Source organism: Stutzerimonas kunmingensis (assembly GCF_021432085.1).
GTDB lineage: Bacteria > Pseudomonadota > Gammaproteobacteria > Pseudomonadales > Pseudomonadaceae > Stutzerimonas.
This window is the reverse complement of sequence record NZ_CP090366.1, coordinates 3122890-3139367: the sequence shown is the minus strand read 5'-3', so window position 1 is coordinate 3139367 and position 16478 is coordinate 3122890. Positions and strand designations below refer to the sequence as shown.

Here is a 16478-nt window from a genome sequence, read left to right as displayed (position 1 = left end):
GTTCTCTCGATGAATAAGACGAAGGTGTAAACCTTATTCAGGACGGGACAATGCAAAAAAAAGGGATGCCGAAGCATCCCTTTTTTAGGCCAGCGGTGTTTAGCCTTGCGGCTTCTCACGGTTATCTGGCTGGTCACCTTCTGCAGCTTGTTCCGACTCCTGGGGTGATGGCTGAACCACTTCCTCAGTTGTCGGTGCTTCTGGCTTCTGCTCGTCTACTTCAGCGGTCGACACCTGTGCTTGTTCGGCGGGCTCGTCAGCCTCGGCGAGCGGCTGCTCGTGGAGGGTGGTGACTGGCTCGGCGAACTGCTCAGGCTGGGCGTCGGCAGGCACCGGTTCCGCAACTTGTTCAACTTGCGCTTCGACGACTGGCTCGCTGGCGACGATCTCCGGGCTGGCCAGAGGTTGCTCCGCTGCGGCCTTGGCGTCGGCTTCTGCCGCTTCCTTGGCCAGACGCTCGGCTTCACGCTGACGGCGACGGACCTCGCGCGGATCATTAGGCGCGCGTCCGCTAGGCGTCAGCACTGGCGCCAGGGTCGGTGCGACTTCGACTTTCTCGACCACCGGCTCCGGGGCAGGCTGTGGGGTGTCGTTGGCTTGGACGACCTGTGGTGCTTCGCTCGGCGCAACTTCGGCAGCGTGTGTCGATGTCTCGTCTGCAGCTTCGATAGCTATCGACTGCTCGGCCACAGTGCGCTGCTCGTCCGTACTTTCCACGCTTGGCGCATGCTCGACAATCGTCGCTACACCATCGGTGCTGGTTTGAATCACGGCGTCATCAGCGAGCTTGGCCTGTGGAGCCGCTTCGGTGTCGGCGGTGTTCGCGGCCAGGGCGGCGGCTGTTGCTGCGACGGCGATTTCCTCGGTTTTCACCGGGGCGTTGCTCTCGTCGACCTCGTCGATTTCGTTACCGTTGGCGTCACGCTGACGCTCACGGCGATTGCTGCGACGACGCTGGCCGCGGGAGCGGCGGCGTGGGCGGTCGCCGTCGTTGCCTTCGCTGCCCTCGTTGGAGTCTTGGGCGTCCTCGGCTTCGTTCGCATCCTCGGTTTGCTGCAGCAGCTCATCGGCGGCTACCGGGGCTTGCCGTTCGGCGCGCGGCTTGCGCTCTTCGCGCGGGGCGCGTGGTTGCCGCTCGGGCTGCTCTTCTTCTGCTGCTACAGCGATCGGAGCTTCGTCGATTGGTGCTCGCAGTTCGCGCTTACGCTCCTCGCGGGGCTTGCGGTCCTCGCGTGGGGCTCGCTCGCGGCGCGGCTGGCTTTCGGCAACTTCGGCCTGTTCACGGGGTTTGCGTTCCTCGCGTGGTGGGCGCGGCTGGCGCTCTTCGCGGGGCTGACGCTCCTCGCGAGCTTGGCGCTCCTCACGGGGCTGGCGTTCTTCGCGCGGCTTGCGCTCCTCATCACGGCCACCGCGCGAATCGCGGCGACGGTTCTGCTGGCGTCCGCTGCGGCGCTCGTCATTGCGCTGCGGGCGCGGCGAGGCGGGCTTCTTCTCGACTTCGGCTGTGGCCTGCGGTTCTTTCGTCTCGCCTGCGAACAGTCCGACCAGGGATTTGATCAGGCCCTTGAACAGACTTGGTTCCTGCACCGGCGCGGCAACGGGTGTTTCGGCTGGCGCTGCGGCGGCTGCCGCCGGTGCGGTGCGCTGCGGTGCGGTCTTGACCGCCGCTTCCTGACGAACCAGGGTGCGTGTGGAGCTGACCGGCTGAGCTTCTTCGGCCTCGGTCGGGCTCATTTCGTAGCTGGCTTGGCCTGCCATGATTTCTGGGCTGTCGTCACGCAGTCGCTGAACTTCGAAGTGCGGCGTTTCCAGGTGATCGTCCGGCAGGATGAAGATGCGCGCACGGGTGCGCAGCTCGATCTTGGTGATCGCGTTGCGTTTCTCGTTGAGCAGGAATGCTGCTACCTGGAACGGCACGCGGGCGCGAACCTCGGCGGTGCGGTCCTTGAGGGCTTCTTCTTCGATCAGGCGCAGAATCGCCAGCGACAGCGATTCGACGTCACGAATGATGCCTTGGCCGTTGCAGCGTGGGCAGACGATGCCGCTGGTCTCGCCCAGAGAGGGGCGCAGACGCTGGCGGGACATTTCCAGCAAACCGAAGCGCGAGATACGGCCGACCTGGATACGTGCACGGTCGGCTTCCAGTGCTTCGCGCATCTTCTCCTCGACTGCGCGCTGGTTCTTGGCCGGGGTCATGTCGATGAAGTCGATGACGATTAGTCCGCCGATGTCGCGCAAACGCAGTTGGCGGGCGATTTCCTCGGCCGCCTCCAGGTTGGTCTGCAGGGCGGTTTCTTCGATGTCGCCACCCTTGGTGGCGCGAGCCGAGTTGATGTCGATGGATACCAGTGCTTCGGTCGGATCGATGACGATGGAGCCGCCGGAAGGCAGTTTTACTTCACGCTGGAAGGCCGTCTCGATCTGGCTTTCGATCTGGAAGCGGTTGAACAGCGGTACGGAATCTTCGTACAGCTTGATCTTGCTGGCGTACTGCGGCATCACCTGCTGGATGAAGCTCAATGCCTCGTCCTGTGCTTCGACACTGTCGATCAGCACTTCGCCGATGTCCTGGCGCAGGTAGTCGCGGATGGCGCGGATGATGACGTTGGATTCCTGATAGATCAGAAATGACGCGGGGCGATCCTGGGACGCATCCTTGACTGCGGTCCAGAGCTGCAACAGATAGTCGAGGTCGCACTGCAGCTCTTCGCTGGAGCGGCCCAGGCCTGCCGTGCGGACGATCAGACCCATGTCAGCGGGGATATCGAGACCGTTCAGGGCTTCACGCAATTCATTGCGTTCTTCACCTTCGATGCGGCGCGAAATGCCACCAGCACGCGGATTGTTCGGCATCAGGACCAGATAACGGCCGGCCAGACTGATGAAGGTGGTCAGTGCAGCGCCTTTGTTGCCGCGCTCTTCTTTTTCGACCTGAACGATGACTTCCTGGCCTTCGCGCAGGACGTCCTTGATGTTCACGCGGCCTTCAGGCGACTTGCTGAAGTATTCGCGAGAAATTTCCTTGAGGGGGAGGAAGCCATGGCGCTCGGCGCCGAAGTCGACGAAAGCAGCTTCGAGACTGGGCTCGACGCGAGTGATCTTGCCCTTGTAGATGTTGGCTTTCTTCTGCTCGCGGGCACCTGATTCGATGTCCAGATCGAACAGACGTTGGCCGTCGACCAGTGCGACACGCAACTCTTCGGGCTGAGTTGCGTTAATTAGCATTCTTTTCATGTAGTACCGTCGGTTTCCGTGGCATCCGGAAACGGCGTTCGGCACACACGACTCTCGCGGTCGGTGTCAGGTGAGTCAGGAATGGTTGTAAAGCACTCCAGTGTCCAGCGATGTGCGGCCAAATGGGCCGGCGTCGCGACGACGTCTCCTGCTTGCTGTCGGAACAGAAGCAATGGTTCGGGAGGAGGAATCAGGCATCGGTAGCGGACGGAATGAAGCGTCTGTGAAAGCCTTTGCTACGCAATCCGATGCTGTGCATCTCCACCCAACACGCATACTTTGAAAATCGGGTGCCGCTCGCAGAATCCGGGGAGCGGGTTGTCGATTATCGCGATTCCCATAGGGGGCACGCATCATGTCTTCAAGGCTTGTTTCGCAACTTCTCCGCTACTTGAGGGAAGCTCCGTCGGACGGCCTCACGTCCTAGAACATTTTTTTTGCCGGTCTGGGTTGGCGGTATCGCTGGCATCCCTGGACCTGACCGCTTTTGGCGGCGTTCGCGACTATAACAGCAATGTTTAAGTGCTTCAATTCCATGAAAATTGATATGATGCCGCGATGACCAATACCCCCTCCCAGACCTCCGGTGTGCAAATACTCGAGGTCGCGCCGGAACTTGCCGGCCAGCGCATTGATAACTTTCTCCGCAACCAGCTCAAAGGCGTGCCCAAGACGTTGATCTACCGCATCTTGCGCAAGGGCGAGGTGCGTGTGAACAAAGGGCGCATCAAGCCTGAGTACAAGTTGCAAGCCGGTGATCTGGTGCGCGTGCCGCCGCTGCGCCTGGCCGAGCGCGACGAGCCTGAGCCGCTTGCTCAAGGGCTGTTGGAAAGGCTGGAAAAGGCCATCGTGCACGAGGACAAGGCGCTCATCGTACTGAATAAACCGGCCGGCATAGCTGTGCATGGTGGTAGCGGGCTCAGCTACGGGGTGATCGAGGCTTTGCGGCAGCTGCGCCCTGATGCCAAGGAGCTTGAATTGGTGCATCGACTGGATCGCGATACCTCCGGTCTGCTGATGGTCGCCAAGAAGCGCAGCATGTTGCGCCATCTGCATCAGGCGTTGCGCGGTGACGGTGTAGACAAGCGTTATATGGCTCTGGTGCGTGGTCGCTGGGAAACCTCGAAGAAGCAGGTCAATGCGCCGTTGCTGAAGAACACGTTGCGCTCTGGTGAGCGAATGGTCGAGGTGACCGAGGACGGCAAGGAAGCGCTGACATTGTTTCGCGTGCTTCGTCGCTTCGGTGACTTCGCAACGCTAGTGGAGGCCAAGCCAGTTACCGGTCGCACGCACCAGATTCGTGTGCACGCGCGCCATGCCGGGCACAGCATCGCCGGCGACAGCAAGTACGGTGATGAGGAGTTCACTCGCGAGATTCGCGAACTAGGCGGCAAGCGATTGTTCCTGCATGCATACGCGCTGAAGGTTCCGCTGTCTGATGGCGGTGAGTTATCCCTGGAGGCGCCCGTCGACGAAATGTGGGCGCGAACGCTGGAGCGTCTCGGTGAGTGAGTACCGGGTTCTGATATTTGATTGGGATGGCACGCTGGTCGACTCGATCGGGCGTATTGTCGAGTCGATACATGTTGCGGCGCAAAATTGTGGTTTGCCGCAGGTCGATGATGCCTCGGTCAAAGGCATCATCGGGTTGGCCTTGCCGGAAGCGATTGGCGTGTTGTATCCGGATCAGGCGGATGTCGCGCTGATCGAGGATTTTCGTCACTGCTATAGCGAGTATTATCTGTCCCTGGAGACCCAGCCTTCGGCTCTTTATCCGGGAGTCGCCAAGGCGCTATCCGAGTTCCGTGACGCCGGGTATATGCTCGCTGTCGCGACTGGAAAGGGGCGTCGCGGCCTTGATCGCGTTTTGGCTGGGCAGGGGTGGGAGGACTTCTTCGATATCACCCGTTGTTCGGACGAGACGGCAAGCAAGCCCGATCCACTGATGATCCACCAGATTCTTTCTCACTGCGGTGCTCGTCCGGAGCAGGCGCTGATGGTCGGTGATTCGGTGTTTGACCTGCAGATGGCTCATCGCGCGGGTGTGGATGGCGTAGCTGTCGCTTATGGCGCACAACCACTGCACATCCTGCAACAGTGCAAGCCGCGCACTGCGATCAATCATTTTTCGGAGCTTGGTGATTGGCTGCGCTCCTTGGCGGTTTCTGAGGTGAATGCAAATGTCGGATGAGTGGAAGGCTCCGGTAGACGAGTCCAAGGGTGATCGTAATAGCTGGAAGCTGCTGGAGAAGACGCTGCTTGCAGGGGTTCAGGAGCAGCGGCGCGCTAGGCGCTGGGGTATCTTCTTCAAGTTATTGACCTTCATTTACCTGTTCGGCGCGCTGGTACTGTTTTCCCCGGCGCTGCAGTTTGGTTCCAGCAAGGGCGCGGAGGGTAGTCATACGGCGGTCATCAATGTGCGCGGCATGATCGCGGATGAAGAGCCTGCCAGCGCCGATAACGTCGTCGGTGCCTTGCGGGCGGCCTTCGAGGACGCCAATACCAAGGGTGTGGTGCTGCGAATCAACAGCCCGGGGGGCAGTCCGGTGCAGTCGGGCTATATATATGACGAAATCCGGCGTTTGCGCGGCGAATATCCGGCCATCAAGGTTTATGCGGTGATTACCGATCTGGGGGCGTCGGGTGCGTACTACATCGCTAGCGCTGCGGACGAGATTTATGCTGACAAGTCCAGTCTGGTGGGGTCGATCGGTGTAACCGCGGCCACCTTTGGCTTCGTTGATACCATGGAAAAGCTCGGCGTCGAGCGGCGTGTCTATACGGCGGGTGAGCACAAGGCTTTTCTGGATCCGTTCCAGCCGGAAAAACCTGAGGAGACCCAGTTCTGGCGAGGCGTGCTGGCTACCACCCATCAGCAGTTCATCGACAGCGTCAAGCGTGGTCGCGGCGATCGCCTTCAGGAGGAGCAGCATCCGGAGTTGTTCTCAGGTCTGATCTGGTCTGGGGAGCAGGCATTGGAGCTCGGGCTGATCGATGGTTTGGGAAGTACGGCGCATGTGGCGCGCGAGGTGATTGGTGAGCCCGAGCTGGTGGACTTCACTGTCAAAGAGTCGCCGCTGGATCGTTTTACCAAGAAACTTGGTGCTGGCGTCGCCGAACGCTTGGCTGTTCTGGTTGGGGTGCAGGGGCCGGTGTTGCGATAGCAGCCGGCTCGCGCTCACGGAACGTCGTAGCCTGCGTTCAGTAGCATGTCCACCAGGCGGATGAGCGGAAGGCCTACCAGGCTGGTGACGTCCTCGCCTTCGGTGGCGCGGAAAAGACTGATGCCTAGTCCTTCGGCTTTGAAACTGCCCGCGCAATCGTAGGGCTTTTCGATTCTCAGATAGCGCTCGATTCGGGCTTCATCTAGTTCTCTGAAGTGTACGGTGAACGGTATGCAGTCGGCCTGAATTCTGCCTGTCGCGCTGTCGAGGAGCGCCAGTCCGGTCAGAAATCGGACGCTGTTGCCGCTGGCGGATTGCAGTTGCTGTTTTGCCCGCTCGAACGTGTGCGGTTTGCCGATAATCTTCGAGTCCAATACTGCAGCCTGATCGGAGCCGATAATCAGGTGATTCGGATACCGCTCGGCAAGCGCTCTGGCCTTCTGTTCGGCGAGTCGGTTTACGAGTTGTTCGGCGCTTTCTCCGGGTAGATGGGTTTCATCGATATCCGGGGCGCAGCTTTCGAACGGCAGCCCCAGCCGGGAGAGCAATTCCTGTCGATAGGGTGAGCTGGATGCAAGCAGCAGGCGGCGCATGATTCCTCCTTTATATATAGGTGCGAGATTGTATGCGTTGCGTCGTGAAGCTGGGCGGAATTCCTTTGACAGGCTGCGGGCGCGTCCCTAGAATGCCGCGCTTATGTTGAAAGGACCGATACCACCGCACGTTGATCCGCGCAAGCTCGCCGACCGAGCGGCCACCCTAGCCGGTGAGCTGCAATTGTCGCAGCTGAAGCGGCTCGCCGATCCTCTTGAGGATGATCAGGGTGTGGTGCGCGCCAGTTTTGCCTTTGGGCGCGACGAGCAGCGTACTGCGGTTATCCGTAGTCAGCTCGACGTTGAAGTCAAAATGATTTGCCAGCGTTGTCTGGAGCCGGTTGTTCTGCCGATTCACAGCGAGTGCGATTACGCGGTTGTGAATGAAGGGGCGAGCAGCCAGCACCTGCCCAAAGGGTATGACGTGCTGGAAGTGGGAGAGGATCCTCTGGATCTGCTGGCGCTGGTCGAAGACGAGCTGTTGCTCGCTCTGCCGATTGTTCCACTCCATGACCCTGAAATTTGCCAGCCGCCGGTTGGGCCAGATGAGCCCTCACCGAGTGAGGACGAGGTAACGCGGTCCAACCCGTTCAGCGTACTGGCGCAGTTAAAGCGTGACCCAAACGTTTAGGAGTTGATCCAAATGGCTGTTCAGCAGAACAAAAAATCCCGTTCCGCCCGTGACATGCGTCGTTCCCATGACGCTCTCGAGCCGAACGCTCTGTCCGTGGAAAAGAGCACCGGTGAAGTTCACCTGCGTCACCACGTGTCCCCGGACGGTTTCTACCGTGGTCGCAAGGTGATCGACAAGGGCGCTGACGAGTAATCCTTGTCCGCTCCGGTCATCGCGATCGATGCAATGGGTGGGGACTTCGGTCCCCACTGCATTGTTCCGGCCAGTCTGTCCTGTCTGGCTGAAAGCCCCTCGCTGCATCTGGTCCTTGTCGGCCAATCTTCCCTTCTCGAACAGCTTGTCGCCCAGCATCCTGGGGTCGATCGTTCGCGCCTGAAAATCGTCGATGCGCCTGAAATCATTGGTATGGCTGAACGCCCGGCTCAGGCTTTGCGTGGCAAGCCACGCTCTTCCATGCGTATTGCCCTCGAGCAGGTTCGCGACGGTAAGGCTAATGCTTGTGTAAGCGCCGGTAACACCGGCGCGCTGATGGCATTGGCGCGCCAGGTTCTGAGAACGCTGCCAGGTATCGATCGGCCGGCGATGGTGACAGCGCTCCCTACGCAGGCTGACCCATGCCTGCTGCTGGACCTGGGCGCAAATGTCGATTGCCCGCCCGAGCAGCTTTTCCAGTTTGCTGTCATGGGGGCTGTGGCGGCCGAATCGCTGGGGCGACAGCAGCCTAGGGTCGCGCTGCTGAATGTCGGTACCGAAGAGATCAAGGGCAATCAGCAGGTCAAGCAAGCCGCGCTGCTGTTGCAGCAGGCCGCTGATCTCAACTATCAGGGCTTCATCGAGGGGGATGGGCTGTATCGCGGTGAAGCCGACGTGGTCGTATGCGATGGCTTTGTCGGCAACATATTGCTCAAATCCAGCGAGGGCTTGGCTGGGATGCTGGTCGCCAGAGTCGAGGCGCTTTTCAAACGTTCGCTTGGCGCGCGCATTGTCGGTGCTGTCGTATTGCCGTTGTTGCGCCGTCTGCGGGCGGATCTCAATCCGGCTCAGTACAACGGTGCGAGCTTTCTCGGGCTGCAGGGAATTGTCGTCAAGAGTCATGGTAGTGCCGGCGCGGACGGCTTCAAAGCAGCGATCCGGCGCGCGGCGCAGGATGTCGAGCATGATCTCCCTGGGCAACTGAGGAGCAGGCTGGGGCATTTTCTGCGGCCGCCTCATCCGTACGATGATGTGGATGATGTGACCGCAGGTGGTGGCCAGCCATCCAACTGAAATTCGCGACGCCGGTCCCTGGCGTATTCTTCAGACGAACAGAACCACAAGAGAGTCGTTTCATGTCCGCATCACTTGCTTTCGTCTTTCCCGGTCAGGGGTCTCAGTCCCTTGGCATGCTGGCCGAGCTGGGTGCCCAGCAAAGCGTGGTCGTCGATACTTTTGCCGAGGCATCTTCGGCGCTCGGGTACGACCTTTGGGCGTTGACCCAGACCGGTCCGGAAGAACAGCTGAATCAGACCGACAAGACCCAGCCGGCGATTCTTGCCGCCTCCATCGCAATCTGGCGTTTGTGGCAGACAGAAGGCGGCGCGCAGCCCGCATTCGTTGCCGGACACAGCCTTGGTGAGTACTCCGCTCTGGTGGCGGCGGGCAGCCTGCCGTTCGCTGACGCCATCAAGCTGGTTGAATTGCGCGGTCAATTGATGCAGCAGGCAGTGCCGGCCGGGCAGGGCGGCATGGCCGCCATTCTCGGGCTGGAAGATGCCGATGTATTGGCCGCCTGTGCCGAGGCCGCGCAAGGTGAGGTGGTCAGTGCGGTCAACTTCAACGCTCCGGGTCAGGTGGTTATTGCCGGCAGTGCGGCGGCGGTAGAGCGCGCGATCGAAGTGTGCAAGGCCAAAGGTGCCAAGCGTGCGATGCCTTTGCCGGTGAGTGTCCCCTCTCACTGCGATCTGATGCGCCCGGCTGCCGAACGCTTCGCTTCCTCGGTGGAGTCGATCGAATGGCAAGCGCCGCAGATTCCGTTGGTGCAGAACGTCAGCGCAGCAGTCGTCGCGGATCTGGAAGTGCTCAAGCGTGATCTGCTGGCACAGCTCTACAGTCCGGTGCGCTGGGTCGAGTCCATGGTTGCTCTGGGAGACCGTGGCGTCACCTCGCTGGTCGAGTGCGGCCCCGGCAAGGTTCTGTCGGGCCTCAACAAACGCTGCGTCAAGGGCGTCAGCACCTACAATCTGGATACCCCCGAGGCCTTCGCGGCCGCTCGTGCCGCATTGGCTTGAACAAGGAGAATGCTATGAATCTGCAAGGTAAGGTGGCGTTGGTTACCGGCGCGAGCCGCGGTATTGGCCAGGCCATTGCCCTTGAGTTGGGCCGCCAGGGCGCGATCGTAATTGGTACTGCGACCACGCCAAACGGCGCCGAGCGCATCGCCGAGACACTGAAGGAAAACGGTATCGAAGGCGCTGGGCTGGTGCTCGATGTTGGCAACGATGAATCTGTCAGCAGCACTCTTGAGCACATTCAGCAGCATCTCGGACAGCCGGCAATTCTGGTCAACAATGCCGGTATTACCCGCGATAACTTGATGCTGCGCATGAAGGATGATGAGTGGCATGACGTCATCAACACCAACCTGAATAGCCTGTATCGCCTTTCCAAGGCCGTGCTGCGTGGTATGACCAAGGCTCGCTGGGGTCGAATCATCAATATCGGTTCGGTGGTTGGTGCCATGGGCAACGCCGGACAGGTAAACTACGCGGCAGCCAAGGCCGGTCTGGAGGGTTTCAGCCGTGCATTGGCTCGTGAGGTCGGTTCTCGTGGTATCACGGTGAATTCCGTGGCGCCTGGTTTCATCGATACCGACATGACTCGCGAGTTGCCGGAAGCCCAGCGTGATGCGCTCGTGGGGCAGATTCCCCTGGGACGTCTCGGTCAGGCCGAAGAAATTGCAAAGGTCGTTGCGTTTCTCGCTTCGGACGGCGCTGCCTACGTCACCGGTGCTACCGTTCCGGTGAATGGCGGCATGTACATGAGCTGAGTGTGACGCCCTACGCAGGAGGACAGTCTTAGAGGCTGTCTTCAAATTAGCTATAAAACCGCAGCTGGTTTATAGACAGAAGGTTGAAGGCGGCGTCATGCTTGCCTGCTTCCAGCTTGAAATGCGGAAAACGCTTTCTATACACTACCGCGCAAACCAGCTGCCTGATTTTTCCATAGGAGTGAAAACAAGGTATGAGCACCATCGAAGAACGCGTCAAGAAAATCGTTGCCGAGCAACTTGGCGTTAAAGAAGAGGAAGTAACCAACAGCGCTTCCTTCGTCGAAGACCTGGGTGCCGACTCTCTTGACACCGTTGAGCTGGTGATGGCTCTGGAAGAGGAATTCGAGACCGAGATCCCGGACGAGCAAGCTGAGAAGATCACCACCGTTCAGGAAGCCATCGATTACATCAACGCGCACGCGCAGTAAGTTGTAATCTGCTTCAGAAACAGGAACAGCCGCACTGCCTTTGAACGAGGTAGTGCGGCTTTTCTTTGAGAGGGATTCATCCAGGTCGCGGGGGCTCCATTGCACCCAACCGGGGATGGTTCCTGTCTTGGCGGGAACCGAGCCAAGTACGTTTAGGTATAGGAGTAATCGCTGTGTCGCGTAGACGCGTCGTAGTCACCGGGATGGGCATGCTATCGCCACTGGGTAACGATGTGCCAAGCAGCTGGCAGGGAATTCTCGCCGGCCGCAGTGGTATCGGCCTGATCGAGCACATGGATCTTTCTGCCTATTCCACTCGTTTTGGCGGGTCGATCAAAAGCTTCGATGTCGAGCAGTATCTGCCGGCAAAAGAGGCACGCAAGCTCGACCTCTTCATTCAGTACGGCCTTGCCGCGAGTTTCCAGGCGGTGCGTGATTCCGGGCTGGAGGTCACTGATGCCAATCGGGAGCGCATCGGTGTCGCGATGGGGTCCGGTATCGGCGGCCTGACCAATATCGAAAACAGCTGCAAGGCACTTATCGAGCAAGGCCCGCGGCGTATATCTCCCTTCTTCGTGCCGGGCTCCATCATCAACATGGTGTCTGGTTTCCTGTCGATCCATCTGGGATTGCAGGGCCCCAACTATGCGATCGCTACCGCCTGTACCACGGGCACCCACTGCATTGGCATGGCCGCCCGTAATATCGCCTATGGCGAGGCGGATGTCATGGTGGCCGGCGGGTCCGAGATGGCTGCCAGTGGGCTTGGTATCGGAGGCTTTGCGGCAGCACGCGCACTGTCCACCCGCAACGATGACCCGGCGGCTGCGAGCCGGCCGTGGGACAAGGGGCGCGACGGTTTCGTCCTCTCCGATGGTGCCGGTGCGCTGGTGCTGGAGGAGCTGGAGCATGCCAAGGCCCGGGGGGCGCACATCTACGCCGAACTGATCGGTTTCGGCATGAGCGCCGATGCGTACCACATGACCTCGCCGCCCGACGACGGCGCCGGTGCTGCGCGCTGCATCCGCAATGCGCTGAAGGACTCCCAGTTGAATGTCGATCAGGTGCATTACATCAATGCACACGGCACCTCGACTCCCGCAGGTGACAAGGCCGAGGCTGCTGCTATTCGCAGCGTATTTGGTGATCACGCCTATGAGCTGTCGGTCAGTTCGACCAAATCCATGGTCGGCCACCTGCTGGGTGCTGCCGGTGCGGTGGAAGCGATCTTCAGTGTTCTGGCTATTCGTGATCAGGTCGCGCCGCCGACCATCAATCTGCATGAGCCGGATGAAGGCTGCGACCTCGATTTCGTTCCGCACGAGGCCAAGCCCCGACCGATCGAAGTGGCGGTGTCCAACTCGTTCGGTTTTGGCGGAACCAACGGTTCGCTGGTATTCCGCCGGTTCGCCGAGTGACATTGAGCTGGCTGAACGGGGAGCCCTGTGATGGGCTGCCCATTCATGATCGAGGACTGGCCTACGGCGATGGGCTGTTCGAGACTATTCGCGTCGCAGGTGGCCAGGCGCGGTTGGTCGAACGTCATCTGCAGCGGCTGCAAGATGGGTGTGAGCGCCTCGCCATTCCCATTGATGCAAATCTGCTGCGCAATGAGCTGATGCGCTTCTGCCGGGCACTGGGGCAGGGCGTCGCCAAGCTCATCGTCACGCGTGGCGCCGGACAGCGTGGTTATGCAACGCCACAGCCGTGTCAGCCGCAGCGTCTGCTGTTAGGCTCGTTCTCTCCAGCTTATCCGCCACAGCATGCTGAAACCGGCATCAGGCTGTTTCCGTGCGAGACCCGGCTTGCCGAGCAACCGCGACTCGCCGGCATCAAGCATCTGAATCGCCTGGAACAGGTGTTGGCGCGTGCCGAGTGGCATGATCCGGTCTACGCGGAAGGGTTGATGCGCGATATGTCCGGCCGGGTGGTGGAGGGCGTTTTCAGCAATCTGTTCATCGTGAAAGCCGGCAAACTGCGTACCGCGCCGCTGACTCGTTGCGGAGTCGCTGGGGTCATGCGTGCGGAGATCATTGCGCGCGCAGCACAGCACGGGCTCCCGGTCGTGATCGACGACATCAGCTATGCCGAGCTTGTGCAGGCCGATGAGGTATTCCTCTGCAACAGCCTTTACGGCATCTGGCCCGTGACAGCTTTGGCCGAGTGCGTCTGGCCCGTCGGTCCGCTGACCCGTAAACTGCAGTCCGTTGTCGCCGACCTGTTGAGTGATTCGTGATCCGTAAAATTCTTGTTCTGCTGCTGACAGTGTTGCTGTTGGCGGCGATTGCGCTCGGGCTGTTCACCTGGAAACAGCATGCTGCGCTCGAGCAGCCTCTGGCCGTTACCGACGAGGCCCTGCTGCTCGACGTGCGTCCGGGCGATACGCCCAGTGGCGTGCTTCAGCGGTTGGAGGCCGAAGGCGTACTGGAGGATGCCTTCTGGTTGCGTTTGTATTGGCGTTTGAACCTGTCCGGGCAGAGCTTGCACACCGGCGAGTATCGCCTGACCCCCACTATGACGGCGCGGGACATGATCGGGCTTTGGCAGCGTGGCGAAGTGGTGCAATACAGCCTGACCCTGGTCGAGGGCTGGAACTTCCGCCAGCTGCGTAGCGCCCTGCAGAATCAGCCCAAGCTGGAGCAAACCCTGGATGGCTTGACTGATGCCGAAATCATGTCGCGCATAGGTGCGTCGGGCCAGCACCCGGAAGGACGCTTCTTCCCAGATACCTATCGTTTCACCCGCGGCACATCCGATGCAGACCTCTTGCGCCGTGCCTACGCCCGGCTGGAGCAGGTCCTCGAGGAGGAGTGGCAGCAGCGTGCCAGGGAGCTACCGTACAAGGACGCTTATCAGGCGCTGATCATGGCCTCGATCATCGAAAAGGAAACCGGCGTGCCCGGCGAGCGTGGAGAGATTGCCGGCGTCTTTGTGCGCAGGCTGGCGCGGGGCATGCTGCTGCAGACCGACCCAACCGTTATCTACGGCATGGGTGAGAAGTACAAGGGCCGGATCACCCGCGCCGATCTGCGCACGCCGACACCCTACAATACCTACACCAATGCCGGCCTGCCGCCGACCCCGATCGCGATGGTCGGGCGCGAGGCGATCCACGCCGCGCTGCATCCGGCGGATGGCACCAGTCTCTACTTCGTCGCCCGTGGCGATGGCAGCCATGTTTTCAGCGATACGCTCAATCAGCACAACCGTGCGGTGCGCGAGTATCAGCTCAAGCGCCGTGCCGACTACCGCTCCAGCCCGCCGCCACGGCAGGCACCGGCGGACAACGGAAACGTACAATGAAAGGACTCTTCGTGACCCTCGAAGGCCCTGAAGGGGCCGGCAAGAGCACCAATCGTGAATATCTCGCCGAGCGCCTGCGCGCATGTGGCGTGGATGTCGTGCTGACCCGTGAGCCCGGTGGGACGCCGCTGGCCGAGCGTATCCGCGAGCTGCTTCTCACCCCGGCCGACGAGCCGATGGCGGTGGATACCGAGTTGCTGCTGGTCTTCGCCGCACGTGCTCAGCATCTCGCGCAGGTCATACGCCCGGCACTGGAGCGCGGGGCGGTGGTGCTCTGCGATCGTTTCACCGATGCCACCTATGCCTATCAGGGCGGGGGTCGAGGGCTCTCTATCGAGCGGATCGCCCAGCTGGAAGCCTTCGTGCAGGGTGAGCTGCGACCTGATCTGACCTTGATCTTCGACCTGCCGGTCGAGGTGGGGCTGGCCCGTGCTGCGGCGCGCGGTCGTCTGGATCGCTTCGAACAGGAAGGCCTCCGCTTTTTCGAATCGGTACGGCGCGCCTATCTGGAGCGCGCCAAGGCTGCGCCGTCGCGCTATCGAATCATCGATGCAGGGCAGCCATTGAATGTCGTGCAGCAGGATGTACAGGCCCTGATTCCCGACCTGATGGGGCGCCTCGATGGCTGACGTCCTCCCCTGGCAGGCGGAGCTCTGGCGGCAGCTGGCAGGTCGTACGCAGCATGCTCACGCTTACCTGCTGCACGGTCCGGGCGGCATCGGCAAGCGGCAGCTCGCCGAGCAATTGATGGCGTTGCTGCTTTGCCAGCGGCCCGTGAACGCCACGGCCTGTGGTGAATGCAAGGCTTGTCAGCTGTTGGCTGCACATACGCACCCGGACCATTACATCCTCGAGCCGGAAGAGGTCGACAAGGCCATACGGGTCGACCAGGTACGTGATCTGGTCGGCTTCGTCACCCAGACTGCGCAGCTGGGTGGGCGCAAGGTGATACTGCTGGAGCCCGCCGAGGCGATGAATCTCAATGCGGCCAACGCATTGCTCAAGAGCCTCGAGGAGCCCTCCGGCGATACGGTACTGTTGCTCATCAGCCACCAGCCGAGCCGCCTGTTGCCGACCATCAAGAGCCGTTGCGTGCAGCAGGCCTGCCCTCTGCCGGGACGGCAACAGAGTCTCGACTGGCTGGCTGGACAGCTCCCCGAGCTGGCAGCGGAGCTGCGTGAGCAGCTACTGACACTGGCGGCGGGGTCACCTCTGGCCGCCTTGAAGTTGCATGAGCAGAAAGTACTGGACTTGCGCGCGCAGGTTGTCGACAGCGTGAAGAAGCTGCTCAAGCAGCAACAGTCACCCAGTCAGCTGGCTGAGGGCTGGAATGCGCTGCCGCTGATCCTACTGTTCGACTGGTTTTGCGAGTGGACGCATCTGATCCTGCGGTATCAGATGGCCGGTGATGATGCTGAGCTCGGTGCAGCCGATATGCAGAAGGTGTTGCAGTACCTTGCGCAGAAGTCAGCGCAACACAAAGTGATGGCGCTGCAGGACTGGCTGCTCGAACATCGGCAAAAAGTGCTAGGCAAAGCCAACCTCAACCGTGTGTTGCTTCTCGAAGCGCTGCTGGTGCAGTGGGCAACGCTGCCCGGCGCGGGCTAGAATCGACTGGAATTTTCGTTAGGAACACCGCATGAGCCTGCCAGCAAATCTTGGTCCGCGTAATGGCATCCTGTCCCTGACCATCAAGGACAAGTCGGTGCTCTATGCCGCGTTCATGCCCTTCATCAAGCATGGAGGTCTGTTCATCCCGACCAACAAGAGCTACAAGCTTGGCGACGAAGTGTTCATGCTGCTCAACCTGATGGACGAGCCGGAAAAGATTCCCGTTGCCGGCAAGGTCGTCTGGATCACCCCAAAGGGTGCCCAGGGCAGTCGCGCTGCGGGAATTGGCGTGCAGTTCAACGAAGGCGACAGTACCGCACGCAACAAGATCGAAACCTATCTGGCCGGTGCGCTCAAATCCGACCGCCCGACCCACACGATGTAACGCTCTGAGTCACTGAACGTCATCCCTCGCCAGACGGCAGGGTGTTCGTTGGCCTTTCCTGACAACCGGCCATTTGCTCTACAATCGCCCCTTTTTCG

17 protein-coding genes are annotated in these 16478 nt (G+C 60.6%); 15 read left to right on the top strand and 2 right to left on the bottom strand.

Translation table 11 applies throughout. From position 1 onward, the window contains the following. Positions 1-99 precede the first annotated feature (99 nt). The gene (gene rne, locus LW136_RS14780; protein ID WP_192871754.1) at positions 100-3234 is read right to left on the bottom strand and encodes a ribonuclease E; all 3135 of its coding nucleotides are present in this window, start codon (positions 3232-3234) and stop codon (positions 100-102) included. Between the two features lie 558 nt (positions 3235-3792). On the opposite strand from rne, the gene rluC reads away from it, so the two are divergent. Genes rluC through sppA form a run of 3 tightly spaced genes read left to right on the top strand, consistent with a single transcriptional unit; the run spans position 3793 to position 6398 of the window. Beyond that, a complete protein-coding gene (gene rluC / locus LW136_RS14775) occupies positions 3793-4746 on the top strand; it encodes a 23S rRNA pseudouridine(955/2504/2580) synthase RluC (RefSeq protein ID WP_041014483.1) in 954 nt (317 codons plus the stop codon). Further along, the gene (locus LW136_RS14770) at positions 4739-5425 is read left to right on the top strand and encodes an HAD-IA family hydrolase (protein WP_023446723.1); all 687 of its coding nucleotides are present in this window, start codon (positions 4739-4741) and stop codon (positions 5423-5425) included. Before rluC ends, LW136_RS14770 begins: the two co-directional genes overlap by 8 nt. Further along, positions 5415-6398, top strand: a complete 984-nt coding sequence (gene sppA, locus LW136_RS14765; RefSeq protein ID WP_041014482.1) for a signal peptide peptidase SppA — start codon at positions 5415-5417, stop codon at positions 6396-6398. The genes LW136_RS14770 and sppA overlap by 11 nt, the downstream gene beginning before the upstream one ends. Positions 6399-6412: 14 nt before the next feature. Here sppA and LW136_RS14760 read toward each other — a convergent pair whose 3' ends face one another. After that, a complete protein-coding gene (locus LW136_RS14760) occupies positions 6413-6991 on the bottom strand; it encodes a Maf family protein (protein ID WP_023446721.1) in 579 nt (192 codons plus the stop codon). Between the two features lie 103 nt (positions 6992-7094). Here LW136_RS14760 and LW136_RS14755 point away from each other — a divergent pair, with 103 nt between their 5' ends. From LW136_RS14755 to LW136_RS14700, 12 genes are all read left to right on the top strand, one after another. Next, on the top strand, positions 7095-7622 hold the full coding sequence (locus tag LW136_RS14755) for a YceD family protein (RefSeq protein ID WP_045665735.1): 528 nt from the start codon (positions 7095-7097) through the stop codon (positions 7620-7622). 12 nt (positions 7623-7634) lie between these two features. Next, positions 7635-7817 (top strand): 50S ribosomal protein L32, encoded by a 183-nt coding sequence (gene rpmF, locus LW136_RS14750; RefSeq protein WP_003293518.1) that lies wholly within the window; start codon positions 7635-7637, stop codon positions 7815-7817. Positions 7818-7820: 3 nt separating this feature from the next. After that, entirely contained in the window at positions 7821-8891 is a 1071-nt protein-coding gene (gene plsX / locus LW136_RS14745; RefSeq protein WP_014820896.1) for a phosphate acyltransferase PlsX, read from the top strand. A gap of 62 nt (positions 8892-8953) precedes the next feature. Next, positions 8954-9892 carry an ACP S-malonyltransferase gene (gene fabD / locus LW136_RS14740; RefSeq protein ID WP_041014481.1) on the top strand — a complete coding sequence of 313 codons (939 nt, stop codon included), beginning with the start codon at positions 8954-8956 and terminating at the stop codon, positions 9890-9892. Positions 9893-9906: 14 nt separating this feature from the next. Further along, positions 9907-10650 carry a 3-oxoacyl-ACP reductase FabG gene (gene fabG / locus LW136_RS14735; protein WP_023446717.1) on the top strand — a complete coding sequence of 248 codons (744 nt, stop codon included), beginning with the start codon at positions 9907-9909 and terminating at the stop codon, positions 10648-10650. Positions 10651-10844: 194 nt separating this feature from the next. Continuing rightward, a complete protein-coding gene (gene acpP, locus LW136_RS14730) occupies positions 10845-11081 on the top strand; it encodes an acyl carrier protein (protein ID WP_003283670.1) in 237 nt (78 codons plus the stop codon). Positions 11082-11254: 173 nt separating this feature from the next. Next, entirely contained in the window at positions 11255-12499 is a 1245-nt protein-coding gene (fabF, locus tag LW136_RS14725) for a beta-ketoacyl-ACP synthase II (RefSeq protein ID WP_031298320.1), read from the top strand. A gap of 2 nt (positions 12500-12501) precedes the next feature. Next, positions 12502-13317, top strand: a complete 816-nt coding sequence (gene pabC, locus LW136_RS14720) for an aminodeoxychorismate lyase (RefSeq protein WP_090521258.1) — start codon at positions 12502-12504, stop codon at positions 13315-13317. Next, the gene (mltG, locus tag LW136_RS14715; RefSeq protein WP_090521256.1) at positions 13314-14384 is read left to right on the top strand and encodes an endolytic transglycosylase MltG; all 1071 of its coding nucleotides are present in this window, start codon (positions 13314-13316) and stop codon (positions 14382-14384) included. The genes pabC and mltG overlap by 4 nt, the downstream gene beginning before the upstream one ends. Beyond that, the gene (gene tmk / locus LW136_RS14710; RefSeq protein WP_041014478.1) at positions 14381-15013 is read left to right on the top strand and encodes a dTMP kinase; all 633 of its coding nucleotides are present in this window, start codon (positions 14381-14383) and stop codon (positions 15011-15013) included. The genes mltG and tmk overlap by 4 nt, the downstream gene beginning before the upstream one ends. Continuing rightward, on the top strand, positions 15006-15992 hold the full coding sequence (locus LW136_RS14705) for a DNA polymerase III subunit delta' (RefSeq protein ID WP_014820889.1): 987 nt from the start codon (positions 15006-15008) through the stop codon (positions 15990-15992). The genes tmk and LW136_RS14705 overlap by 8 nt, the downstream gene beginning before the upstream one ends. A gap of 31 nt (positions 15993-16023) precedes the next feature. Then, on the top strand, positions 16024-16380 hold the full coding sequence (locus LW136_RS14700) for a PilZ domain-containing protein (RefSeq protein WP_003283656.1): 357 nt from the start codon (positions 16024-16026) through the stop codon (positions 16378-16380). Positions 16381-16478 lie beyond the last annotated feature (98 nt).